This window comes from Gordonia desulfuricans NBRC 100010 (assembly GCF_001485495.1).
Taxonomy (GTDB): Bacteria; Actinomycetota; Actinomycetes; order Mycobacteriales; family Mycobacteriaceae; genus Gordonia; species Gordonia desulfuricans.
Genome location: NZ_BCNF01000132.1, coordinates 1 through 22,003, shown reverse-complemented (window position 1 = coordinate 22,003; position 22,003 = coordinate 1). Strand labels below are relative to the sequence as shown.

The 22,003-nt window shown below is 67.1% G+C and carries 24 protein-coding genes and 2 pseudogenes; 12 read left to right on the top strand and 14 right to left on the bottom strand.

Going from position 1 to position 22,003, the window contains the following annotated elements; genetic code table 11:
• Positions 1-39: 39 nt before the first annotated feature.
• Positions 40-1,236: a methyl acetate hydrolase AcmB gene (acmB, locus tag GD1_RS19905; RefSeq protein ID WP_059039266.1), complete on the bottom strand. Its 1,197-nt coding sequence runs from the start codon at positions 1,234-1,236 to the stop codon at positions 40-42.
• 139 nt (positions 1,237-1,375) lie between these two features.
• Positions 1,376-2,371: a helix-turn-helix transcriptional regulator gene (locus tag GD1_RS19900; protein ID WP_020789555.1), complete on the bottom strand. Its 996-nt coding sequence runs from the start codon at positions 2,369-2,371 to the stop codon at positions 1,376-1,378.
• A 628-nt stretch (positions 2,372-2,999) separates the two neighbouring features.
• Between GD1_RS19900 and GD1_RS19895 the strand changes: the two genes are divergently transcribed.
• Complete coding sequence (locus tag GD1_RS19895; RefSeq protein WP_059039265.1) at positions 3,000-4,184, top strand: HNH endonuclease signature motif containing protein; 1,185 nt, start codon at positions 3,000-3,002, stop codon at positions 4,182-4,184.
• A gap of 94 nt (positions 4,185-4,278) precedes the next feature.
• Complete coding sequence (locus GD1_RS19890; protein WP_059039264.1) at positions 4,279-4,917, top strand: class I SAM-dependent methyltransferase; 639 nt, start codon at positions 4,279-4,281, stop codon at positions 4,915-4,917.
• Between the two features lie 40 nt (positions 4,918-4,957).
• On the opposite strand, the gene GD1_RS19885 is transcribed toward GD1_RS19890, so the two are convergent.
• Positions 4,958-5,587 (bottom strand): hypothetical protein, encoded by a 630-nt coding sequence (locus tag GD1_RS19885; protein WP_238404164.1) that lies wholly within the window; start codon positions 5,585-5,587, stop codon positions 4,958-4,960.
• 79 nt (positions 5,588-5,666) lie between these two features.
• Between GD1_RS19885 and GD1_RS25515 the strand changes: the two are divergent.
• The 4 genes and pseudogenes from GD1_RS25515 to GD1_RS19870 all read left to right on the top strand — a co-directional run.
• Positions 5,667-5,942: pseudogene (locus tag GD1_RS25515) on the top strand (antibiotic biosynthesis monooxygenase family protein); the annotation flags it as partial.
• A gap of 48 nt (positions 5,943-5,990) precedes the next feature.
• On the top strand, positions 5,991-6,374 hold the full coding sequence (locus tag GD1_RS25510; protein WP_238404166.1) for a CAP domain-containing protein: 384 nt from the start codon (positions 5,991-5,993) through the stop codon (positions 6,372-6,374).
• A 62-nt stretch (positions 6,375-6,436) separates the two neighbouring features.
• A complete protein-coding gene (gene poxB / locus GD1_RS19875) occupies positions 6,437-8,173 on the top strand; it encodes a ubiquinone-dependent pyruvate dehydrogenase (RefSeq protein ID WP_059039263.1) in 1,737 nt (578 codons plus the stop codon).
• Positions 8,174-8,360: 187 nt separating this feature from the next.
• Positions 8,361-9,398: a fused (3R)-hydroxyacyl-ACP dehydratase subunits HadA/HadB gene (locus GD1_RS19870; RefSeq protein WP_280513275.1), complete on the top strand. Its 1,038-nt coding sequence runs from the start codon at positions 8,361-8,363 to the stop codon at positions 9,396-9,398.
• A gap of 91 nt (positions 9,399-9,489) precedes the next feature.
• Here GD1_RS19870 and GD1_RS19865 read toward each other — a convergent pair whose 3' ends face one another.
• Positions 9,490-10,071, bottom strand: a complete 582-nt coding sequence (locus GD1_RS19865) for a hypothetical protein (protein WP_059039261.1) — start codon at positions 10,069-10,071, stop codon at positions 9,490-9,492.
• A 58-nt stretch (positions 10,072-10,129) separates the two neighbouring features.
• Positions 10,130-10,552, bottom strand: a complete 423-nt coding sequence (locus tag GD1_RS19860) for a nitroreductase family deazaflavin-dependent oxidoreductase (protein ID WP_020789556.1) — start codon at positions 10,550-10,552, stop codon at positions 10,130-10,132.
• 78 nt (positions 10,553-10,630) lie between these two features.
• Here GD1_RS19860 and GD1_RS19855 point away from each other — a divergent pair, with 78 nt between their 5' ends.
• A complete protein-coding gene (locus GD1_RS19855; protein WP_059039260.1) occupies positions 10,631-11,014 on the top strand; it encodes an ArsR/SmtB family transcription factor in 384 nt (127 codons plus the stop codon).
• The gene (locus GD1_RS19850) at positions 11,011-11,505 is read left to right on the top strand and encodes an SRPBCC family protein (RefSeq protein WP_059039259.1); all 495 of its coding nucleotides are present in this window, start codon (positions 11,011-11,013) and stop codon (positions 11,503-11,505) included. Before GD1_RS19855 ends, GD1_RS19850 begins: the two co-directional genes overlap by 4 nt.
• A 45-nt stretch (positions 11,506-11,550) precedes the next feature.
• On the opposite strand, the gene GD1_RS19845 is transcribed toward GD1_RS19850, so the two are convergent.
• From GD1_RS19845 to GD1_RS19835, 3 genes are all read right to left on the bottom strand, one after another.
• On the bottom strand, positions 11,551-12,222 hold the full coding sequence (locus tag GD1_RS19845; protein ID WP_059039258.1) for an endonuclease III domain-containing protein: 672 nt from the start codon (positions 12,220-12,222) through the stop codon (positions 11,551-11,553).
• Positions 12,223-12,301: 79 nt separating this feature from the next.
• Complete coding sequence (locus GD1_RS19840; protein ID WP_059039268.1) at positions 12,302-12,526, bottom strand: excalibur calcium-binding domain-containing protein; 225 nt, start codon at positions 12,524-12,526, stop codon at positions 12,302-12,304.
• A gap of 189 nt (positions 12,527-12,715) precedes the next feature.
• Positions 12,716-14,251: an FUSC family protein gene (locus GD1_RS19835; protein WP_059039257.1), complete on the bottom strand. Its 1,536-nt coding sequence runs from the start codon at positions 14,249-14,251 to the stop codon at positions 12,716-12,718.
• 100 nt (positions 14,252-14,351) lie between these two features.
• Between GD1_RS19835 and GD1_RS19830 the strand changes: the two genes are divergently transcribed.
• Positions 14,352-14,975 (top strand): TetR/AcrR family transcriptional regulator, encoded by a 624-nt coding sequence (locus tag GD1_RS19830; protein ID WP_059039256.1) that lies wholly within the window; start codon positions 14,352-14,354, stop codon positions 14,973-14,975.
• Between the two features lie 97 nt (positions 14,976-15,072).
• Here GD1_RS19830 and GD1_RS25710 read toward each other — a convergent pair whose 3' ends face one another.
• The 3 genes and pseudogenes from GD1_RS25710 to GD1_RS19820 form a co-directional block, all read right to left on the bottom strand.
• Positions 15,073-15,330 (bottom strand): hypothetical protein, encoded by a 258-nt coding sequence (locus GD1_RS25710; protein WP_307190361.1) that lies wholly within the window; start codon positions 15,328-15,330, stop codon positions 15,073-15,075.
• 160 nt (positions 15,331-15,490) lie between these two features.
• Positions 15,491-15,712, bottom strand: a pseudogene (locus GD1_RS25705) (DUF1353 domain-containing protein); the annotation flags it as partial.
• A 388-nt stretch (positions 15,713-16,100) separates the two neighbouring features.
• Positions 16,101-16,856, bottom strand: a complete 756-nt coding sequence (locus GD1_RS19820; protein WP_157079561.1) for a hypothetical protein — start codon at positions 16,854-16,856, stop codon at positions 16,101-16,103.
• A gap of 54 nt (positions 16,857-16,910) precedes the next feature.
• Between GD1_RS19820 and GD1_RS19815 the strand changes: the two genes are divergently transcribed.
• Positions 16,911-17,570 carry a lysoplasmalogenase family protein gene (locus tag GD1_RS19815; RefSeq protein ID WP_053777972.1) on the top strand — a complete coding sequence of 220 codons (660 nt, stop codon included), beginning with the start codon at positions 16,911-16,913 and terminating at the stop codon, positions 17,568-17,570.
• 103 nt (positions 17,571-17,673) lie between these two features.
• On the opposite strand, the gene GD1_RS19810 is transcribed toward GD1_RS19815, so the two are convergent.
• On the bottom strand, positions 17,674-18,429 hold the full coding sequence (locus GD1_RS19810; protein ID WP_053777971.1) for an SDR family oxidoreductase: 756 nt from the start codon (positions 18,427-18,429) through the stop codon (positions 17,674-17,676).
• A 215-nt stretch (positions 18,430-18,644) separates the two neighbouring features.
• On the opposite strand from GD1_RS19810, the gene GD1_RS19805 reads away from it, so the two are divergent.
• Both GD1_RS19805 and GD1_RS19800 read left to right on the top strand, forming a co-directional pair.
• Positions 18,645-19,511 (top strand): RNA polymerase sigma-70 factor, encoded by an 867-nt coding sequence (locus GD1_RS19805; RefSeq protein ID WP_059039253.1) that lies wholly within the window; start codon positions 18,645-18,647, stop codon positions 19,509-19,511.
• Complete coding sequence (locus tag GD1_RS19800; RefSeq protein WP_059039252.1) at positions 19,508-19,900, top strand: sigma-70 family RNA polymerase sigma factor family protein; 393 nt, start codon at positions 19,508-19,510, stop codon at positions 19,898-19,900. The genes GD1_RS19805 and GD1_RS19800 overlap by 4 nt, the downstream gene beginning before the upstream one ends.
• Before the next feature lie 599 nt (positions 19,901-20,499).
• Here GD1_RS19800 and GD1_RS19790 read toward each other — a convergent pair.
• Together GD1_RS19790 and GD1_RS19785 are read right to left on the bottom strand one after the other, a co-directional pair.
• Positions 20,500-21,063: a hypothetical protein gene (locus tag GD1_RS19790; RefSeq protein WP_059039250.1), complete on the bottom strand. Its 564-nt coding sequence runs from the start codon at positions 21,061-21,063 to the stop codon at positions 20,500-20,502.
• A 46-nt stretch (positions 21,064-21,109) separates the two neighbouring features.
• Positions 21,110-21,967, bottom strand: a complete 858-nt coding sequence (locus GD1_RS19785; RefSeq protein WP_059039267.1) for an alpha/beta hydrolase — start codon at positions 21,965-21,967, stop codon at positions 21,110-21,112.
• Positions 21,968-22,003 lie beyond the last annotated feature (36 nt).

Genomic DNA, 22,003 nt, shown 5'->3' with positions numbered 1-22,003 from the left:
CCTCCGCCGGCCGATGTCGCCACGCAACCACGACCGACGTCAGCGGAGCGAACCGTAGACCCGGGTCTCGAAGTCAAGGAAGCCACCGATCGACGCGGGGTCGGCGAACGGCAGGATCTGGGTGGCCCACAGCCCGGCGACGTCGGCGCTGCGATCGATCCAGTAGTAGAGGTTCGCCAGGCCCGCCCACCCCAGCGAACCGGCGGTCCGCCCGGTGGGAGCCTGCTCCTCGTTGACCATGAACGTGTACGCCCAGGTCTTGCGCTGTCCGGGGAAGAACTCGGCGTCGTGGGAGAGGTCCGGCTCGACGCCGGGCAGCATGGTCACCTGCAGTTCGCCGAGACCGTTGCGGGCGGCCGCCTCGACGGTCTCCGGTCGCAGGACGCGACCGTGCTCGCCCTCGCCGTCGTTCAGCCACATCCGGAGGAACCGCGTGTAGTCGGGCACGGTGGAGTACAGACCGTGGCCACCCATGTGCACCTCGGGATCCTGCGGCAGCACCAGCCCGGTCGGCACCAGAGTTCCGTCGGCGGTGCGCTGGTGGATCTCGGTGAGACGCTCGGTCATCGAGTCGGTCATCGAGAATGCGGTGTCGGTCATGCCGAGCGGCGCGAACACCCGCTCGGCCATGACCTCGCCGAGTCGTTTGCCGCGGATCGCCTCGACGATCAGTCCGGCCCAGTCGATGTTGCTGCCGTAGTTCCAGCGGGTGCCCGGATCGAAGATCAGCGGGGTGGCCAGCGACGCCCGGGTTCCGGTGATGACGCTCGGCTGACGGCCGTCGGCGGTGAGCCGCGAGTACGACTCATCGAAGAACGAGTAGGCGAAGCCGGCAGTGTGCAGCAGGAGCATGCGGGTGGTGATCGGGGTCTTCGGCGCGCGTAGGACGGGTGAGCCGTCGTCGGCGAAGCCGTCGAGCACACCGATCTCGCCGATCTCGGGGACGTAGTCCGACGCCGGGGCATCGAGATCGAGCAGCCCCTCCTCGACGCACTGCAGCACGGTGGTGCCGGTGATCGCCTTGGTGGTGGAGAAGATCGCGAACACCGAGTCGGTGGTCATCGGGGTGTCACCGGCAAGGGAGCGGACGCCGGCGGCGCCCTCGTAGACGGTGCCCGCCGCGCGGGTCACCGATGCGACGACGCCGGGCACGCGGGCCGCGTCGGTGGCGGTGGTGACGTCGGTGAGGACCTCGTCGAGTGCCGGGCCCAGCGTCGATGCGTTCACGGTGGTCATGGCCGTCCTTTCAGTGCTGTGTGAGGTACAGCACAGAAAGCTAGTGACTTTTGGGAGGTGGCCATGCCTGCCATCGGCACGGTCTGATCCCGATCGGCACCTGGCCCGACGAACCCTGCCCCGGAACCGCCCGCGCCGGTCAGCCCGACGATCCGCGCGCGAGCGTCGCCGACGGATTCTCCCCGAACCGACGCCGGTACGCCGCGGCGAAGACACTCATGTTCACGTAACCCCAGCTGCGGGCCACCGTCGCCACCGACGGCGCTCCCGCCGACAGTTCCCGGTAGACGCCTTGGAGTCGTTGCTCCACCAGATAGGCGCGCGGAGACATACCGAGATAGCGGCCGAATCCACCGGCAAGGCCCCGCACACTGACCCCGGCGACCGCGGCGACGTCGGTCACCGTCGGCAGATCCCGGGCGTGCTCGTCGATGTAGCGAACGGCCGAGCGGACATAGCCGGGTGCGGCGATCATCGGCGCGCGGGCGAGGTCGATCCCGGCCCGCTGCGCCCATTCGTCGAGCAGGTGGGCGGCGATCATCTCCTGCAGATTGGCCCCGATCCGTCCCGTTGCGACCTGATCGGGGGCGACCGCAGCGGTCCGCGCCGCATACCCGAGCAGTGCCAGCCAGGCGCTGTCGGGTCCGCCGACGACGCACCGATGCGCCCACAGCCTGTCGTCGGGGACGTATCCCCACCAGCGCAGCGCGAGGTCGGCGAGCAGGCGGTGCGGGATGGTGAGGTTCAGTTGCAGGTGATCCGGGTCGGCGACGAGGCTGTAGTCCACCCGACTGCAGTCGGCGACATAGGTCTGGCCCACGGTCAGTTCCGCGCCGAAGCGCGTTCCGGCCGCGTGGTGGGTCCAGCCACGAAGGGTGGTGAGCACCAGGACATTTCCGGAATCGGAGTCGAAGTTCGCAAGGTCCACTCCGACGCCGTAGCTGAAATGCGTCATCGTGATCTCGCCGATCGGCACCGAGAACATCGACGACGCCGGGGCCACACCCCGACCGATCGGCTGCACGTCGAACTGCATGTACTTGTCGTCGGTCCAGGTGCGGATGACATCCCAGTCCGACTCGGCATGGATCAGCCCACGGTTGACCGCCGGCCGGGGATCCAGATCCAGTGACACGCGTCCACCGTAGGCGACGGCGGACCTACGTCGACGCTTTTTGTCAGACCCCGTCTGTATGTTCGAACCATGTCCACCGAGATCCCCCCACCACCGTCGGCACACGCCGACGACGGTGCCCACGGCGATCCACACTGGACCGACCTCATCGCCACCGACGACACCCTCCCCGTACCCGACCGCCTCCGCGGCGACGAACACCTCACCGCCACCGATCTCACCGAGATCATCGCCCACTGCGCCTCCACCCGCGCCACCGCCATGTTCCGCCTCATGCAAGCCGCCTCCCTCATGTACGAGGAATACGAAGAGAACCACCACCAGAAGATCGCCGAAGCCACCACCAACCACTACGACAGCCTCGAAACCTTCGCCGACGCCCTCACCGCCCACCACACCGGCACCACCCCCCACGACCAGCACGGACCCGACGGCCTCGACCAAGCCATCGCCCAGATCGGCGCCGTCCTGTCGGTCCCACCTCGCAAAGCCCGCGAACTCATCCTCGCCGGCGACGCCCTGCGCTACCGCCTCCCCTGGACCGGCGGCACCCTCGCCCAAGGCCGCATCGACGAACACCGCTTCCAGATCGTGCTCACCCTGCACCACCCTCGTCACCCCCGAACTCATGCCCCAGGTCGACTCCCGCATCGCCGAACAGATCCTCGGCCGCGACACCATGTCCACCGCCCGCTTCACCGCCATGGTCGACGCCGTCGTCGCCACCACCGACCCCGCAGCCCTGCACCGCCGCCGCGCCCACGCCAAAGCCGAACGCAAGGTCACCATCACCCCCGACCGCTTCGTCCCCGGCCAATCCCGCCTCACCGCCAACCTCCCCGAACTCGACGCCGAACTGGTCAACGCCCGCATCGAGGCCATGGCCACCACCGTCCACCCCGACGACCCCCGCACCCGCGAACACCGCCGCTCCGACGCACTGCTCGCCATGTCCGAAGGCCGCACCCACCTCGACTGCCAGTGCCACACCTGCACCACCACACCAACACCAGCACCAGACGACAGCGACAGCAACAGCAACAGCGACAGCGACAGTGCCGCGACCGAAATCGGCAGCAGCACCGATCAATCCGACCCCACAGAGCAGCCCGACCCCACAGAGCAGCCCGAATGCACCTGCCAGTGCACCCACCACACAACCCCCACCCCGAACGCGGCCACCCCACCCGCAGCCGGTGCCATCATCCACGTCATCGCCAACCAGAGCACCCTCGACGGCCACGACGACCACCCCGGCTACGCCGACGGCATCGGCATCATCGACGCCCACACCATCCGCGACCTCGCGATGCGCGACTTCACCCAACGCACCGGCATCACCCGCGACATGATGGAGCGATCCTCACGCATGCGCTACCGGCCCGGGAAACAACGCACCGCCTACGCCTTTGCCGCCGACCTGTGCTGCACCTGGCCCGGCTGCAACAACAAAGCCACCACCAGCGACATCGACCACACCAACCCCTACGACCACCGCCACCCCGAACGCGGCCCCACCACCACCTGGAACCTCAAACCCCTGTGCCGGTTCCACCACCGGATCAAAACCTTCACCACCTGGCGCGACTTCACCGACACCCTCGGCCTCGCCGTGTTCGAATCACCCACCGGACACTTCTTCGTCGGCAACGCCTTCCGCGGCACCAACCTGTTCCCCGGACTCATCGGCCTCGCCGACAAACCACCCGACCACCCCGCCCGCCGCAAGACCGACACCATCCACCGGCAACGCCGCCGCCGAGCCGACCGCGCCCAGCAACGCTGGGACGACGAGAACCCGCCACCCTTCTGAATTCTGAACCGATTCTTGCGCGAACGGCAATGCGACTTGCTGAAACGGATGATCGGCAGCACTCTGACGGTCGGACACACGACGGAGGTCACCGATGACGCATGCTTTCGACAAGGACTACTGGGAATCCCATTGGGATGGCGCAGCTTCCGAGGCGCCCTCGAATCCCTATGTCGCCGAGGCGGTTCGTGGCCTCACTCCGGGGCGTGCGCTGGATGCCGGGTGCGGAGCGGGTGCCGAGGCCATCTGGCTCGCAGCGCGCGGGTGGCAGGTGACCGGTGCCGACATCTCCGGACGCGCACTGGCTGCAGCAGCCGAACGCGCCGATGCCGCAACGGGTATCGAACCCATCACGTGGATCGAGACGGATGTGTCGACGTGGCAGCCGGACGACCGGTGGGATCTGGTGATGACCAACTATGCGCACCCGGCCACACCGCAGCTCGACTTCTACCGACACATCAGCGACTGGGTCGCGCCGTCCGGGGTGTTGCTCATCGTCGGGCACCGCCACGTCCCGGACGCTGCACACCACCACACGCATGCGCACTCACACTCACACTCACCGGAGGACCAGCCACCGGAGAAGGCGACAGCGACCATCGCCGGCATCACCGGCGTCCTCGCCCCGGAGAACTGGCGCATCGACGTCGCCGAGGAGTGCGAACGAACCGTCCGCGACGGCGTGCCACCGTTGCACGACATCGTGGTCCGGGCAACCCGACTCGTCTGAGCCGCCACGACACCGCGGGGTGCACCCGGTGGGCGTGCGCTCAGTACAGCGCGAAGGCCCCGCCGGTGTGCCCGTTGGTGCTCTGGCCACCGCCGATGTCGCGACCGATCCACACGTCGTCGGTCAGCTTGCGGTATTCGTGCAGGCTGATCGGCCGGCCACCGAAGTCGCGGGAGAAGTCGGCCGACCACGCCGGTCTGCCGTCGATCCGCGAGTCGCCGAAGACCAGTTCCCCACCGGCGTCACGACCCCAGATGTAGTCCTTGTAGACCCACGGGGTGTTGTTCGGTCCGGCGGTGAACGTCAGCGAGTCCCCCAGCAGGTTCTGGGTGGTGGTGAGCGCTTTCGCGGTGCCGTAGGAGATCGGCTTGCCGCGGACTTCGAAGACCGGGAGCAGCACGATGGTCTTCGTGCCGGCGGGCGCCTGGCCGGCAGATGCCTGCAGGTACAGATCCATGATCTGTTCACTCGAGCATCCGTGCCGCAGCGACTGCACCGTCACCTCGGTGTTGTCGGCGTCGATCACGCACGCGCCGGTCGGCGCGCCGAGACCCGGTGAGGCCGTCGGGGTGGGCGACACAGGCGCGGGGGATGCGGAAGCAGGTGCCGAGAGGACCGTGGCACCCACGGTCGCGCCGAGCAGTGCCGTGGCCGCAACGGAGATCAACATCTTGAGCCGACTCGAGATCACCTCGTCAGTGAACACGGTGACGCCGTGCATCACAATGCCGATCTGGGACCATCAGCACGTGATCCTCGAACATGCCGTCCTGCACGTGCGTCCCGGTGCCGCCGACGACTTCCTCACCGCGTTCGCGTCGGCAGAGCCGATCATGGCTGCACAGCGCGGGGTTCGGACGCTGCGGCTGTCCCGCTCGATCGAACGTCCCGAGGTGTTCCTGTTGCTGGTCGAGTGGGACCGGCTCGAGGATCACACGGAGGGGTTCCGAGGTTCGCCCGACTACGGCCGGTGGCGGGAGTTGTTGCACCACTTCTACGATCCGTTCCCGTTCGTGGAGCACTTCGAGTACACGGCATTCGGGTTCGACGGCGGGCACCGCGACACCGGACCGATGGTCCCGGACGGTGTGGTGACACCGCACGACGTCGCCGAGGCCACGAACCGTTTTCGCCTGTCCGCCGGTCTGGTTCGGCTGACCGAGAATCCGCGACTGCAGGCGGTGGCCCAGCGGTGGAGCCGGCAGATGGCCGACCACAACAGACTCGCCCACAACCCCTGGGGCGCCGAGGAGATCCCCTCGGGGTGGACCAGTACCGCCGAGAACGTCCTGCAGTCATGGCAGCACGCGAGTGCCGACGATCTCCTCGCCCAGTGGGCGGGCTCACCCGGCCACCGGGACAACATCCTCGACCCCGCCTACACCGATCTCGGTGTCGGGGTGGCGGTGGCCACGGACGGGAAGTTGTATGCCACACAGGTACTCGCACGCTACTGACGAGCACGCCTGATCGGGGTTATGGTGGGGCTTCCGGACCGATTGAAGGAAGTGGACTCCTCATGGCCGACACCGTCGCCGAAGTCATCGTCGAGCAGATCAAACGTGCTGGTGTACAACGGGTCTACGGAATCCCGGGGGATTCGCTCAACGGTTTCACCGATGCCCTTCGACTCGACGGCACCATCGCCTGGACCCATGTCCGCCATGAGGAGGCAGCGGCCTTCGCCGCCACCGCCGAGGCCACCCTGACCGGCGAGCTGGCAGTCTGTGCCGCCAGCTGTGGTCCCGGCAACCTGCACCTGATCAACGGCCTGTTCGACGCCCACCACAGCCGGGTCCCGGTCCTGGCGATCGCCGCACACATCCCCGCACCCGAGATCGGCAGCGGATACTTCCAGGAAACCCACCCCGAACAGCTGTTCCGCGAGTGCAGCGCGTTCTGCGAGATGGTCAGTACCCCCGAACAGATGCCCCGACTGCTCGACGTCGCCCTGCGCACCGCGGTCGAGAAGCGCGATGTGGCCGTCCTCGTCGTCCCCGGCGAGATCTTCCTCAAGCCCTCACCCAAACGTCGTGCGGGAGCACCGATCCGGGCCATCCCTCGGATATCCCGACCCACCGACGCCGAGATCCGCCGTGCCGCCGCACAATTGAACGGTGCCGAGAAGGTGACGATCCTGGCCGGCGCCGGCGTGCAGGGAGCCCACGACACCGTCGTCGAGCTGGCGAGTGCGTTGCAGGCACCGGTCGTGCATGCCCTGCGCGGCAAGGAGTTCATCGAGTACGACAACCCCTACGACGTGGGTATGACCGGGCTGCTGGGCTTTTCGTCGGGCTACCGTGCCATCGAGAAGTGCGACACCCTGCTGATGCTCGGGACCGATTTCCCCTATCAGCAGTTCTATCCGTCCAAGGCGCAGATCATCCAGGTCGACATCCGGGGCGAGCAGATCGGCCGGCGCACACCGGTGGACATCCCGTTGGTGGGCTCCGTCGCCGACACCGTGGAGGCACTGCTCCCGCTGATCGACCGCGACCGTGATTCCGAGCATCTGACATCGTCACGTGAGCACTACCGCAAGGCCCGCCGGCGCCTCGACGAGCTCGCCGACAACGACCGCAACCGCTCCCCCATCCACCCGCAGTACCTGGCCCGGCTCGTCAGCGAGAACGCCACGGGTAATGCGGTCTTCATCCCCGACGTCGGGTCGCCGGTGGTGTGGGCGGCACGGTATCTGACGATGAACGGGTCCCGGCGGCTGATCGGCTCGTTCTCCCACGGATCGATGTCGAATGCGGTGTCCCAGGCGATCGGCGCGCAGGCCGCATTCCCGGGGCGACAGGTGATCGCCCTCGCCGGCGACGGCGGCCTGGCCATGCTGCTCGGCGAGCTGCTGACCATCGTCCAGAACAAGTTGCCGGTCAAGATCATCGTGTTCAACAACTCGTCGCTGAACTTCGTCGAGGTGGAGATGAAGGCCGCCGGCTTCGTCAACTACGGCACCGATCTGGTCAACCCGGACTTCGCACGGCTGGCCGAATCCGTGGGCATCCTGGGCCGCAAGGTCGAGTCGGCCGACGGGCTCGAGTCCGCGGTCGCCGAGATCCTGGCCCACGACGGCCCGGCACTGCTCGACGTGACCACCGCCCGTCAGGAGTTGTCGATCCCGCCGACCATCACCGCCGCGCAGGCCAAGGGCTTCACCCTCTACGCCCTGCGCACGGTGATGTCCGGTCGCGGCGACGAGCTGGTCGACCTCGCCGAGACCAACGTGTTCCGCCGTCTGTTCGACTGAGCGATCACCTCAGGTGGGCCCCGGTGTGGAGTAGGACGTCCTCGCGACGCGCGCCTGATCTCGCCCCCAACCGGCCGATCCCGCACTGGAGAATCGCCTCCGCGGTACGGTCGGATCAGCGCGACACGAAACGTGATGGGTGCCACGTAATTGGATATGCACTCTGCACACCCATACCGTGGTACGGGTGACCATCACTGTGACCACCGACGAATCAGCAGGCCTCGACGCTCGGGTCGGCCATTACTACGCTGCCGACGGTACCTATGAAGTCGGCCGCGAGAAGGTGCGTGAGTACGCCCGCGCGGTGCAGGACTACCACCCGGCCCACTGGGATCCGGTGGCGGCCGCAGCACTCGGCTACTCCGGTGTCGTCGCTCCCCTGACCTTCACCTCGATTCCGGCGATGGCGGCCAACCGCGCGCTGTTCGAGTCGGTGATCGTCGGATACGACACGTATGTGCAGACCGAGCAGGTCTTCGAGCAGCATCGCCCGATCGTGGCCGGCGACCAGCTGTTCACCGACGTCGAGCTGACGAATGTCCGCCGGATCGCCGGTAAGGACCTGATCACGGTCACCAACACCTTCACCGACGCCGTGGGCGAGCGGGTGCACACCATGCACACCACCGTGGTCGGGGTGACCGCCGACGAGGTCGATCCGGCGATCACCGACTCGGTTCGCACGGCGATGATGCACGACGTCAACATCCTCAGCCAGGCGGACTCCGACGAGGCCTACGTCAAGACGGTGCGTCCGGCCGACGAGGTGCGCTTCGGTTCGGACACCCGCCCGGCCACCGGCGCCCGCTCCTTCGGCGAACTGTCGGTCGGCGACGAGATCCCGCTGCACCACGCCCGGCTGTCGCGCGGTGACCTGGTGAACTACGCGGGTGTCGCCGGCGACGCCAACCCGATCCACTGGGACGAGCAGATCGCCCGTCTGGCCGGTCTGCCGGACGTGATCGCGCACGGCATGCTGACCATGGGTCTGGGCGCCGGGTTCGTGTCGGCATGGTCGGGTGATCCGGGTGCGGTGACCCGCTACGCGGTGCGTCTGTCGCAGCCGGCGATCGTGTCGGCGGCCGAGGGCGGCGACATCGAGTACAGCGGCCGGATCAAGTCGCTCGATCCCGAGACCCGCACCGGTGTCGTGATCGTGGTGGCCAAGTCCGGCGGCCGCAAGATCTTCGGACTGGCGACCATGACGATCCGGTTCGCCTGAGTCCGGCCGGCACCAGGCCAGAACACGCCGGAGGGCCGCAGTCGTGTTTCGCGACTGCGGCCCTTCGGCGTGGAACTGGCCGTCTCGCCTCTCAGGCGCCGGCGCCCGCCGCCTCCGATATCGATTCGAAGGCCCGGCCGAGTTCGGTGGCGACATCGATGATCCGGGCGTGGCGGATCTCCGGCCGATCGATCTCCTCGGTGACGTAGGCGGCGATGAACCGTTTGATCTCGTCGTCGACGCGGCCGACGACGCGGATGATCTCCCCGCGGATCGTCGTGGTCGACACACCGATCCGCACGTCGCTGACCTGAGGCGGGGTCACCTCGATGTGCAGTTCCAGCGGTTCGCGGGCGCGGGCGGCCATCCGCAGATCGACCACACCGTCCACGCGGTAACGGACGCGGTCGACGCGCAGGTCCACCAGCAGCCCGATCCGCAGCGGTAGCTGCACCCCGAAGGTGATGGGTTCGCCCACCCGGCGCGAGACCCGCGGTTCGCGGATCTCGACGCGTGCGGTCACCTTGGCGATGTTGGCCGGCCCGGATGCGATCGGCCCGACCTCGAAGGAGTCGCCGACCACCGAGGAGAACGCCGAGCGAACACGGTCCTCGGTGACCGCGATCTCGAAGAACCGCCGACCGAAGTCTGCGTAGCTCAGGGTGTCGGACATATCCCCATGATGCCGGATCCGGCCTACGCCATCGTGAGCTTTGGGCGTTACCGGCGGTCTACTCGAGGACGAACACCGGGATCTGGCGGTCGGTCTTGGTCTGGTACTCGGCGTAGGGCGGGAATGCGGCGACGGCCAGTTCCCACCAGTGGGCGCGCTCGTCGCCGTCGATCTCGCGAGCGGTCAGCTCGGTGACGGTGGTGCCGTCCTGCACGGTGATCGACGGGTTCGCCTTGACGTTGAAGTACCAGGACGGGTGGCTCGGGGCGCCGCCCTTGGAGGCCACCATCGCGTACTTGCCGTTCTCCTCCACGCGCATGAGCGGCACGTAACGCCGTTTGCCGGATTTGGCGCCGGTGGTGGTGAACAGGACCACCGGGCGGCCCTGGATCTCGACGCCGTCGGTGGTGCCCTGCGCCAGGATCTTCTCGGTCTGGCCTCGGACCCAACCCTCAGGACTCAGCTCTGCATTCGTACTCATGGCTGGGCCAACCTGCCCGGCGGGCCAGATATTCCGAACCGCCCTTGACGTAATCCCATATCGGAATACGATGATGAGGTGGCACGGGCAGCAACCACCTCGGATGTGTTCAACGCGATCGCCGAACCGCAGCGCCGGGAGATCCTGACGCTCTTGCGGTCGGGTGAGCGTCCGGTCACCGAGGTGGCCCGTGAGCTCGGGCTCTCCCAGCCCGGGGCGTCCAAGCATCTGCGGGTGTTGCGCGAGGTCGGGCTGGTCCGCGACCGCAGGGAGGGCAAGCAGCGCGTCTACGGGCTAGATGCCCGCGGGCTTCGACCCGTTCACGAGTGGACCGGCGGTTTCGAACAGTTCTGGAACGAGAGCTTCGACCGGCTCGACGCCTACGTCCGCGATCTCGAGGACACCGACACCACCATCGAGAGCAGCAACACCACCCACCGCCGCGAAAGGCCAGAACCATGAGCAACACCACGCCGACCACCGGGACCACTGCCGACCGGGAGATCGTGATCTCTCGGATCATCGACGCCCCAAGGGAATTGGTGTTCACGGCGTTCACCGAGGTGCGCCATCTGTCGCAGTGGTGGGGGCCGAACGGATTCACCACCACCACAACGTCTTTCGACTTCCGAATCGACGGCGAGTGGGACTTCGTGATGCACGGCCCCGACGGCACCGACTATCCGGAATGGATCCGGTGGACGCAGATCGTCGCACCGGAGCTGATCGTCCTGGTGCACGGTGAACGCCCCGACGACCCGAACGCCTTCACCTCCACCATCGTATTCGCCACCGATGCCACACGACCGGGGAGCACCCGAATCGAGATGCGGACGGTGTTCCCCACCAAGGAATCTCGCGACGAGGCCGTACAGAGGTACCACGCCATCGAGGGTGGCGAGCAGACCCTGGGCAACCTCGCGGCCTACGTCAGTGGTCTGACCGCGCGGTGACCACGCACCCCGCCGACCCTGCCACGTTGCGGGCAGTCGACGCGATCAGCGCGAGCCGCGGGCGACGCGGGTCGTGCGACGCTCGGCGAGGGCCTGCTTCTTGGTCGCCGCCCACGAACAGATCGGACACACGGCGAAGTCGTGACGCAGGGCCGGGCAGTACTCCCGGCCGAAGTAGATGATCTGCAGATGCCGGCGGTTCCATTCGTCTTCCGGGAACGCCTTTTTGAGGTCGGCCTCGGTGCGCTCGACGGAGCTGCCGTCGGACAGGCCCCACCGTCGGGCGAGTCGGTGGATGTGGGTGTCCACGGCGAACGCCGGGATGCCGAACGCCTGGGACATCACCACACTGGCGGTCTTGTGTCCGACGCCGGCCAGCGACTCGAGGAAGGCGTAGTCGGGAATGATCTCACCGCCCGCCTCGATGATCTGTCCGGCCGCGGTCCAGAGGTTGCGCGCCTTGGTGGGCGCCAGTCCGATCTCCCGGATGAGTTCGAGGATGCGGTCGGGGCCCAGCGCCGCCATCTTCTCCGGGGTATCCGCCACGGCGAACAGCGCCGGGGTGACCTGGTTGACCTTCTTGTCGGTGGTCTGCGCCGACAACGCGACGGCGACCAGCAGCGTGTACGGATCGGTGTGATCCAGCGGGATGGGCTGGGTGGGATACAACTCGTCGAGCAGGGTCCCGATCCGCTCGACTTTCTCCTGACGGCGCACGAACCGACACGCTACTCGACGGTCACCGCGCGTCCGGTGGAGACTCGACGTGACCCGTCCGGATCACGACGTCGTCCGCTCAGCGCTTCTCGCAGGCGATCCCGTCGCCGTCGCGATCTCGCTTGGTGTTCGCGTTGTAGAGGTCGTCGTCGACGGTGAAGTCGGTGACCGGGGTGCCCGAGGTCGAGTCGACGGCCCCGGTCTTGCCCACGCCGTGCGGGTAGTCGGCGTTGAGGGCCTTGCAGTTGGCGTAGGTCGTGGCCGCCTGCGCGGGGGCGGCCACCACTGCCGCGCCAGTGAACATCAGTCCCGCCGCCAGGCCGGCAACGACGAACTTCTTCGAGGGATTACGCATGCTGAGAACACCTTCCGGCCCGGTCCACGTCAATCGACGTCTGAAGCCTATGACCCCGCGAACCGCATCCCACAACCGCGACCGACTTTTCCTTCGATCAGATGACCGTCGAGGTCGGCCCCTCCCCGATGCGGACGCTCAGGTCGTCAGCCGGGGCTCACACCACACCCGCGCGAGCGCCAGGTATCCCCGGTCGAGCAGGTTGTGCTCGGCCCGGGTGCGCGCGTCGAGCCGCGGGTCGTCGCCGGCGGCCCGCTCGACGACGCCGAGGTGATGCAGGAGTTCGTAGACGAGTTCGGCGCGGGCCCGTCGCCCCGACTCCCCCACCGCCTGCTCGTCGGTCATCGTCTCCACCGCAACGGTCGCCGCCTCGACACGCCGGGACTGGGCGCGCAGCAATCGTTCGGGGAACCACCGGCTGGTCGCCCAGGTGACCACCACCGCTACCGCCGCACCGATCAGCGTGTCGTACAGGCGATCTCCGAGCAGGCTCCCCAACGAACCGCCCTGGCCGGTCGCCTCGATCGACAACAACGACATCGGTGTCACGAAGATCAGGGCGACCGCATAGTTCAGCGGCAACAGCAGATCCATCGCGATGACACAGACGATGACCACCACGATCACCGTCCACGGACCCGGGTCGATCCACGTCACCACCGCCACGATGCCCAGCCCGAGGATCGTCCCGACCGCGCGCTGCGCAGCCCGCCGCGTCGTGGCCCGTCGGTCGATCCACTGATGCAGCACGAGCGTCGCCGTGAGCACCGCCCAGTACGGGTGACCGATACCGGCGATCTCACTGATCAGGCCGGCCGCCCCGGCCGCGATCGCCATACGCCACGCGGTGAACCACGCCACCGAGTTCGGGCGCACCGCGTGTGCGAGCAGAAATCGGAAACCCGGCCGGCCCACCAGGATCGGCGTGTCCGGCGCGAGGTCGCGGACCGGCGCCCGATCCCCCGCAGCCGCCAACACCGTGACCGCCAGCGTGCGGTTGATGGCGAGCAGTTCCTTCTCGCGCGCCCGATGTGCGGCACCGCCGGTCGCCGGCCACGCGGACTGCAGGGTCACCCAGGCGCGGTTCACTGCACGGTAGGCGTCGGTCCGCGACGCGGTGCCGTCCCGGTAGGCGTCCACCTTCTCCCGGGCGGCGGCCACGGCATCCCGCTCGGGGTGACTGAGGCCGACCAGCAGGATCAGGACCGTGAGCAGCCCGGTGAAGAACGTCGCGAACGCGATGACGTGCACGATCTGCCACCCGAGGGTCTGGTCGGCACCGAAGAAGGTACCCAGTGTGGCCGCATAGAACAGGTGCAGCGGACCGGGGCCGCGCGTCAACATGAAGGCGTAGTAGATGACGGTGGTCAGCAGGACCATGCCGACGATGAGCGGCAGGGTCGCCCAGCGGTAGGGCGCCACGAGGACGCCCAGGATCATCGACACCGACATCGACGACGCGATCATCACCGCGTTGCGTACCCGGGCCCACAGCGGTCGGTCGGCCTCCCACAGCGCGAGCATCGAACCGAACAGCGAGATCGCTCCGACGTGTGGCCCGAAGACCGCGCACGAGACCAGCACCGTCACCGCCGACGTGAGCCCTGCCTGCAGTGACGGCCGGATCGTCTCGGGCGCGTGACGCAGCGCGAAGAATCCGGTGACAGCGCCCATGACGATGGAGCTCCCTCTCATTGAGTACAGTGTGTTCATATACAGACTGTTCATATAGTAGCGTGGATTCCAGTGTGACCACGAGCAAGGAGGTCCGACTGTGAGCGAACCGGCCTCACCCGATTCCGCCGCCCCCCGATCACGCGGGCGCGGTCGACGACCGCTCGACGAGGTCCGCACCGAGATCCTGCAGGCGGCCGTCGAGGTGCTGTTCGACGACGGGATGGCGGGTTTCACCATCGAGAAGGTGGCGGCACGGGCCGGGGCGAGCCGCTCGACGGTCTACAAGTACTGGCCCTCCCGCGGGGCGCTCGCCCTCGACGGCTACGTCCACACCGTGGGCACGCAGATCGCCTTCCGCGACACCGGCGACATCCACGCCGATCTCACCTCGGTGCTCGTCGCCTTCGCCCGCCTGATGCGCAAGAAGCCGTCGGGCCCCGCATTCGCCCAACTCATCGGCGCCGCACAGACCGATCCCGAACTCGCAGCGGCCTTCTCCGATCACTACTTCGGTCCCCGCCGCCGCGAGGTCCTGGCCCTGCTCGACGCCGCCCGCGAACGCGGTCAGATCCGCCCCGACGTCGAACTCACCACGATCGTCGACCTGCTGTGGGGCTCGTGCTACATGCGCATCCTGCTCCCCGGCGTGACCGGGACCCTCACCGACGATTTCGCACGTGACGCCGTCGCCGTCGCCCTCGCCGGGGCGGGCACGCAGTAGCCGCATCGGATCACGTCAGCCCGTGCTCGTCGCACCGATGACGACGCGGCCGACGACGCTGTTGCGCCGATCGCGCAGGGTCGGCTCTTTCCCGAGTTCAGCTCGCCCGGCGCCGGCCGGCACGCACAGCGCAGACGAGACGCTTCCAGACCTCCTCGGACGCCAGATACGCGAGCAGCCCGAATCCGGCTGCGAGCGCGGCGGGCACCAGCCAGAACGCGACCAGTGCCGCGACGACCCCGGCACCCCATTGCCGTCCCCACAGCACCGCGGCGACGAAGATCAGGATGATCGACAGCGGGCAACAGCACCGGATGCACGATCGGACAGGGCGGATGCCAACAGAACGCGACAACGCCCACCACCGCGCTCGCGATCCCCACCACGCTGAGTGCCAGCCACACGATCATCGACCACATGCGCCGGCCACCCGCTTTGAACCTCGTGCGCAGCGCCACGGCCGCCCACATGATCCATCGCTTCAGGCACGGAACGCCCGAGGTCTTCATCATCATTCGGAGGAACCGATCGGACAGGGTGTCGCTGCCGAGCGCCCCCGAATCCACGTCGTGCTCGATCAGTTCATCGTGGATCAATGCCGCGAGCGAGTGCAGGCCGTAGGGATTCTCGAACCAGCGCAGGAACTGTGGGATCGACGCGAGGTCGGTCGGATTGTCCTCGCGTGGGGTGAAGGTCCGCGCAGTGTCGACCCGCCGTCGGGCCTCGTCGGCGGCCATCCCCTTCGCGGTGAGCTTGGCGATGAGATCGGCCTCGACCGTCGCATCGGAGTATCGAAAGGCGCTCAGTACGACGAACTCCTCCGGGTCGATCTGTACGATCCCGACGCCGGTGGCCCGCAGCGGTGTGGAGACGTCGTGGTAGCCCTTCTGTCCTCGCGGCACCGCGACCTCGAACCCCGAGTGGGGTGCCACGAGCCACGGAAACCACTCCACGTCCGGGTGTGCAGCCGGTTCCTGCGCCCCTACGTCGTCAGCCGTTGCGCTCATGTGCACCGCGATTCGGTATCGAACGATCCCTGCGACCGTTCTGACCGGAATATCCGGTACTGCGCTGTACGTCGGCCGTACTTTGGTCGATCGCGAACAGACCTCGTCGCGGGCGCTGCTACGCGTTGTCGGCGATCGGAAGTTCTTCCCACGAGTTCGAGGTGTGTGGCGGGTCCGGGATCAGCAGGGCGAACGCAGAGTTCGGGTATGTCGCACGCATCAGGTATCCGCCGGTGGCCTCCGGTCCGAAGATCTCCTCGGCACGGCGGACTTCGGTACGCCCGTTCAGGTTCCGTGCGTGTCTGGCCGCCTGTGCATCGGCACCGAGCAGCGCGAACCAAGTGCGGAAGGCCTCCCGGATGTGGGCTGCCCGGACGGCGTCGAGCCGGACGTCGACGCCGACGGCAGCGTCCACCCAGCCGTCCGAACGATCGAGGATCCGGAAGCTCGCACCGGCCTTCTCCACCAGGATGCCGCGATCGGTGGCCGCCTCGTAGAGGTCACGGACCTCGTGCGGATGGTCCGCGCGGTCGCGCCGGTAGGAGCGCGGCGCGGCGATCAGGAAGGCCGCTCCCACGGCCAGCGGCGCGATCGGATACCACCGGATCAGCCACTGCAGGACGCCGAGGAATCCGTCCGCGTCGGCCGGGTCCGGGCGGAAGAACAACGCGACGATCCCCACCGCCAGGAAGAACGCCCCCGCAATCGCGTAGACGACAGCACCGCCGACGGCGCCGTCGCCGGGCGCCGCGAGTCGCCGGAAGTCGTCGAGGTCACCGATGTCGGGCGGGGTCGGCCGCCCGGGTGCCGCAGCGGGAGCGGCGGCGGCCCAGACGGATTCCGGATCGCACGGCCAGGACTTGTCGTTCGGCACCGCCACATCATAGGGAGACCCACTCCGACCGCACCAGGTACTACGGTGACCGGAATGAGCTCGTCACGCCTGGCCCTCCTGTGGCTCCCCTATGTGCTGGTGTCGTTGATCCACGTCGTCGCCGTCGCAGTCGAGAGCCCGCTCGCGCCGCCGACCAAACTCCTGCTGATGCCGCTGCTCGCGGTGCCGGTTCTCGCTGCCGCAGGCCGACTCTCGTCGACGCTGACGATGCTGCTCCTCGCCGCCCTCACCCTGTCCTGGATCGGCGACGGGGCCGGCGTGGTGCTCTCCGGCGATGCGGTGCTGCCAGTGATGTTGGGCGCCTTCGGCCTTGCACACCTGGCCTACATCGCCGCGTTCACCCGGCAGCTGTCGATCCACGGCTTCCCGCGTTGGGCGTGGGTCTACGCGGCCTGGTGGATCGCGATGGTCGCGGTGATCGGACCACACGCGGGCGCTCTGCTGATCCCGGTGTTGCTCTACGGCATCGTGCTGGCCGGCACTGCGGCCACCTCGACCCGCTGTGTGACACTGATCGCCGCCGGCGGCGCCTTCTTCCTCACCAGCGACTCCCTGCTCGGCATCCGACTCTTCCTTCCCGATGTCGCGCCCGGCTGGTTCTCACCGGCGGTCATGGCGACCTACACCCTCGGACAAGGACTCATCATCGCCGGAGCCGTGCGCGCGACACAGCGAGTCCGAGTTGCGACGTAGATGACCGGTGGGGATAACGGCCTGTCGCCACATCGTTCCGACTGTCCAGGAGAGCGGGGGTGCCGGACGCGCCATCACCGTCGCATCCGGCATCGAGTCACCGCTACGCCCGCGGCGGGTTGGCGGGCAGCCACTCGTCGAGCCGGGTCGAGAAGATCTGCACGCCCTCCAGGGGGATGAGCGTGCGCTCCTCGATCACCGCCCCGTAGTACGGGGCGGTGTCGTCGCGCACGACCGTCCGCGGGTCCTTGCGGAAGGCAAGAGTGCGGCGCACGAAGCCGTCCATGCCGAAGACCTCGGGGCCTGCGATCTCGATGTCGCCGACGGGCTCTCCGGCCGCGGCACGCGCCACGGCAGTCGAAACGTCTTCCGCGGCGATCGGCTGGATGAGCGCACCGGGGAGGCGCACGGTGTCACCCTCCGTCGAGATGTCGGCGATGCTACCGCCGAACTCCAGGAACTGGGTTGCGTGTACCAGCGAGTATCCGATACCGGACTCGCGGATGATCTCTTCCTGCGCGCTCTTCGCCGCGAAGTAGGGAATGGTCTGTGGGCGGTTCGTGCCGACGATGGTGAGGGCGACGTGATGTCGCACCCCCGCGGCCTTCTCGGCCGCCACCAGATTGTGCGTGGACGTGGTGAAGAATTCCATCACGTCCTCGGGTGCGAACGACGGCGAGTTGCTCACGTCGACCACGGTGTCGGCGCCGTGGAGAGCGTCGGCGAGTCCCTCACCGGTGACCGAGTCGACGCCGGTGTTCGGCGACGCGGCGACAGCCTCGTGACCGTGAGCATCGAGTTTCTTCACGACCTTCGAGCCGATGAGCCCGGTTCCGCCGATGACGACGATCTTTGCCATTTTCATGCCTTCCTCTCGAGTACGCCATGCGGCGTCGACAGTGAGGACCGAAACCACACCTCGGGTGTGACACCACATCGCCGACCCTCGGTGGCCGTCACAGATCGATGCGCACACCGGTCTTGACTTGTGGTGCCGTGCTGCCTGCTCGGGAGTGCCCGTTTGCAGCGCACGCGTCGTTAGTCGAGAGAGGATGAAGACATAGCGTTCACGATCTGGAGGACGCCGTCCAGGTGTTCGCCGGGCACCGTCGGCGCCTGTTCGGCATCGCTTATCGAATGCTGGGCACCGTTTCAGATGCCGAGGACATCGTGCAGGAGACATGGATCCGCTGGCAGGGAACGGATCGCAGCCGGGTCACCGACCCGGCTGCGTTTTTGACGACGATCACCACACGCTTGTCGATCAACGTGCTGCAGTCAGCGCGGTCCCATAGGGAGACCTACATCGGCCCGTGGTTGCCCGAGCCGGTCAACACCGACGACGACCCCACCCTCGGCGCCGAGCGGGCCGAGGCCCTGCAGTTCGCGATCCTCCTGACCCTCGAGAAGCTGACCCCAGCCGAGCGCGCCGCCTACATCCTGCGTGAAGCCTTCGACTACCCCTATCCCCGCATCGCCGACATCCTCTCCACGACGGTCGTGAACGCGCGACAGCTCGTCAGCCGAGCCCGCTCGCACCTCGCATCGGCTCGACACGCAGACGTCGAGCCCAAGCATCAGCGCAGGCTTCTCCGGGCATTCCTCACCGCAGCGCAGAAGGGCGATGCCCAGGACCTCGAAGAGCTATTCGCCGACGACGTCGTCAGCTATTCCGATGGCAATGGCATCAAACTCGCCGCACGCATCCCCGTAGTCGGGCGGACACGGGTCGCGAAGTTCGTCGCCGCCTTCGCCCATCACTTCTGGACGGGCAAACACATCGACTGGGTCCAGGTCAACGGCCAGCCCGCGGCAGCGCTCTCCGAAGAGGGGACCGTGACCACGGTAGTCGTCGTGACGACCTCGAAAGATGGCATCCGACAACTCCTCTGGGTGATGAGCCCCGACAAACTCGGCCACGTCACCTCGGTCTCAGTATGAGGCGCGTACGGTTCCGGCATCGTGGCGATTCGCCGCACGCGATCGACTCCGCGTCGGCCGCCGTCGACCGACTCGTCGCCGTCCTGTCCTCGGGGCCGTCCGGCGCGACCGACGACATCGTTGAGGACGACGCGACCTTGATCGTCGACGGCGGGCATCCTGAACGCTCGACGTCGGCGTCTGGCAGGACCGCGGCGCTCACCGGCCTCCGCGCACTGATGACGCCCGGGGTGCTGCCCGCGGTGGTGTCGGTCAACGGCGCGCCGGGAATCGTCCTCGTACACGGCGACTCCGTTGTCGCCGTGATCACAGTCGAGATCCACGACACTGCGATCTCATCGATCTGGGTCGTCAGCGCCCCAGAGAAGCTGGACCGCTGGCAGTTGTGATCTCTGCCCAAGGCTGCCGGTGCCGGACACCAGACCCCACACCTGGCGCGTGGAGGAGTGGTGCGCCGAACCGGACGATGCCGCCGCCCTGCCCCACGGATGTAACGTCGCCGGCGTCGCACGCACCTGACTCCTCTGCGCCGACAATGCAGCGCTCGGTAGCGGGCACCAGACGCTCACCTCCCCCAGCTGCACCAACCGATCCCGGAGTTCGTGCTGGGCAACCGGGCAGGCGGCAAGGTCCGCACGCTCACCGAGCCTGAACCGGAAGAATGACCGCCCCGTCGTTCACCGACAACGAAAAGAAGATCGCCTTCTACGCTGAGCACGGCCTCGACATCGTCTGAACACTGGAATGGGCGAAGGAGTACCGGTGGCGCTGGCTGACGGCGACATGTCGCTCAACCATGAGCTCTCCAGCGACAACCTGCGTTACTAGGCCCCGTCCGCCTTCGGGGGGGATCATGGTCGGCCAGGAGGAGTTCATCACCAACAATTTCGCGTTCTTCGACGCCATCCCCGACCGCGACCACTCGACTCCCCCAGCTCTTCGGGGTGGCTTGCGTACGTCTGTCGGTTCGCCGGTAGCGCTGTAGTCTCTAACCGATGATCCCGTCCAAACTGCCATACGGCTCGATGGTTTCGCCTGCGTACCAGGTGTCCTTGGTTGCTCCCGAAGAAAGCAAGACCACGGCGTTACCGAGATTGGTGCAGGAGACAAGGGCTGTCGACGGCTTGGTGATGGCCGAGCGTTGCGTAGGATCGTCGTTGTTGACCAGATCGGAGACGTTGCCCAGCCAATCTCCGTCCGCATTCGTCTTGTAGAAGTACGCCGTTGATTTGGCATTGGCGTCAGGTCCCACGCCGGGCAGAGTTCGGCCGATAATCGGCTGGTCGAGGCCGCCGTAGCGACCATTGGTGTTGCTAATCATGCTGTAAGGGAACGTCAGGTTTCGTTTGACTTCGCTTACATGGTCGCCCTTCCATAGTATTGCCTCGCAGCTCTGGTCAGGCTGGCCGGTTCCCCGATTATCGAACTGAACAAGCTGGCCATTATGAAGGTCGTAGGCCATCTTTGCGAAGGACTCTTCTGCCGCAGCAGCCGGTCCCGCAGCCGAGATAGTAGCGCCAACAGACAGAGCCGCCGTGGCGGCCAGTAGCATTGCGGTTCTCTTCAGAGACATTCTCGGGGCCCTCTTTCTTGTAGTGTCAGCGCGCGAGCGCTGACCGGATGGAAGGCCAGGAGGCCTTGTGTTCCCGCTCCCAGTAGCCCCAGGAGTGAGTGCCGGTGTTCCGAATGTGAACCACGGCAGGAATGTTCAACTGACGGAGACGATCCGCCAGTTGCTGAGTACAGACGTTCATTGCGGTCTCGATGCCACCGCCGAGAATCACCTGATCGGACATCGACAGTGCCTGATCAGGTGAGGCACCGGGCGGCAGCGCCTCGTCTCCGCCGGGCAAGCCGGTGTTCGACGACAGGTAGACGGTCGTGCCGCGCAGCTTCTCCGCATTGAGAAAGGGGTCGTTGGCCCGCCAGCCAGGGCCATCAAGCGGACCCCACATGTTCGTCATATCCGCCTTGCCGCGGTCCTCAACCACCGCGCGAATGAACGCCTGGCCAATCGGATCGCTGGTGCGGGCGCAGCCGCTGTAGGACGCCGTCGCGCGATAGAGGTGGGGTGACCGCGCCGCCAGATTCAGCACCGACGTTCCGGACATCGAGATACCGGCGATCGCGTTCCGCCCATTTGTTCCGAGTTCCCGGTTGAGCACTGGCGGCAATTCGCGCGTCAGGAAAGTTTCCCACTTCTGGCGACCGAGTCTCGCGTCATCGCGCTGCCAGTCGGTGTAATAGGAGAAGGCGCCTTTCAGCGGCGTTACCACGTTGACGTGCTTGCCGGCAAAGAACTGCTGATAATCGGTCCGCGCGGCCCAGTTCGCTCCATCTTCACCGCCGCCTGCGCCGTTCAGTAGATAGAGCATTGGGGCCGGCCGATCCGAAACGGGGCGAAGAACCATGAGTGGAATGTCGGCATTCATCGCAGCAGAGCGCACCACTATCATCAAATGCTGAGGCCCCACGACGGTCCGAGATATTGT

What these genes read in the sequence shown, in the direction of transcription:
- GD1_RS19860 (WP_020789556.1), bottom strand. Translation starts at nt 10,552, where the DNA reads ATGAGTACGAATGCAGAGCTGAGTCCTGAGGGTTGGGTCCGAGGCCAG.
- GD1_RS19865 (WP_059039261.1), bottom strand. Translation starts at nt 10,071, where the DNA reads ATGTCCGACACCCTGAGCTACGCAGACTTCGGTCGGCGGTTCTTCGAG.
- GD1_RS19895 (WP_059039265.1), top strand. Translation starts at nt 3,000, where the DNA reads ATGCCCCAGGTCGACTCCCGCATCGCCGAACAGATCCTCGGCCGCGAC.
- GD1_RS19850 (WP_059039259.1), top strand. Translation starts at nt 11,011, where the DNA reads ATGAGCAACACCACGCCGACCACCGGGACCACTGCCGACCGGGAGATC.
- poxB (WP_059039263.1), top strand. Translation starts at nt 6,437, where the DNA reads ATGGCCGACACCGTCGCCGAAGTCATCGTCGAGCAGATCAAACGTGCT.
- GD1_RS19890 (WP_059039264.1), top strand. Translation starts at nt 4,279, where the DNA reads ATGACGCATGCTTTCGACAAGGACTACTGGGAATCCCATTGGGATGGC.
- GD1_RS19815 (WP_053777972.1), top strand. Translation starts at nt 16,911, where the DNA reads ATGAGCTCGTCACGCCTGGCCCTCCTGTGGCTCCCCTATGTGCTGGTG.
- GD1_RS19835 (WP_059039257.1), bottom strand. Translation starts at nt 14,251, where the DNA reads ATGGGCGCTGTCACCGGATTCTTCGCGCTGCGTCACGCGCCCGAGACG.
- GD1_RS19790 (WP_059039250.1), bottom strand. Translation starts at nt 21,063, where the DNA reads ATGCTACTGGCCGCCACGGCGGCTCTGTCTGTTGGCGCTACTATCTCG.
- GD1_RS19810 (WP_053777971.1), bottom strand. Translation starts at nt 18,429, where the DNA reads ATGGCAAAGATCGTCGTCATCGGCGGAACCGGGCTCATCGGCTCGAAG.
- GD1_RS19800 (WP_059039252.1), top strand. Translation starts at nt 19,508, where the DNA reads ATGAGGCGCGTACGGTTCCGGCATCGTGGCGATTCGCCGCACGCGATC.
- GD1_RS25510 (WP_238404166.1), top strand. Translation starts at nt 5,991, where the DNA reads ATGGTCCCGGACGGTGTGGTGACACCGCACGACGTCGCCGAGGCCACG.
- GD1_RS19885 (WP_238404164.1), bottom strand. Translation starts at nt 5,587, where the DNA reads ATGTTGATCTCCGTTGCGGCCACGGCACTGCTCGGCGCGACCGTGGGT.
- acmB (WP_059039266.1), bottom strand. Translation starts at nt 1,236, where the DNA reads ATGACCACCGTGAACGCATCGACGCTGGGCCCGGCACTCGACGAGGTC.
- GD1_RS19840 (WP_059039268.1), bottom strand. Translation starts at nt 12,526, where the DNA reads ATGTTCACTGGCGCGGCAGTGGTGGCCGCCCCCGCGCAGGCGGCCACG.
- GD1_RS19785 (WP_059039267.1), bottom strand. Translation starts at nt 21,967, where the DNA reads ATGATAGTGGTGCGCTCTGCTGCGATGAATGCCGACATTCCACTCATG.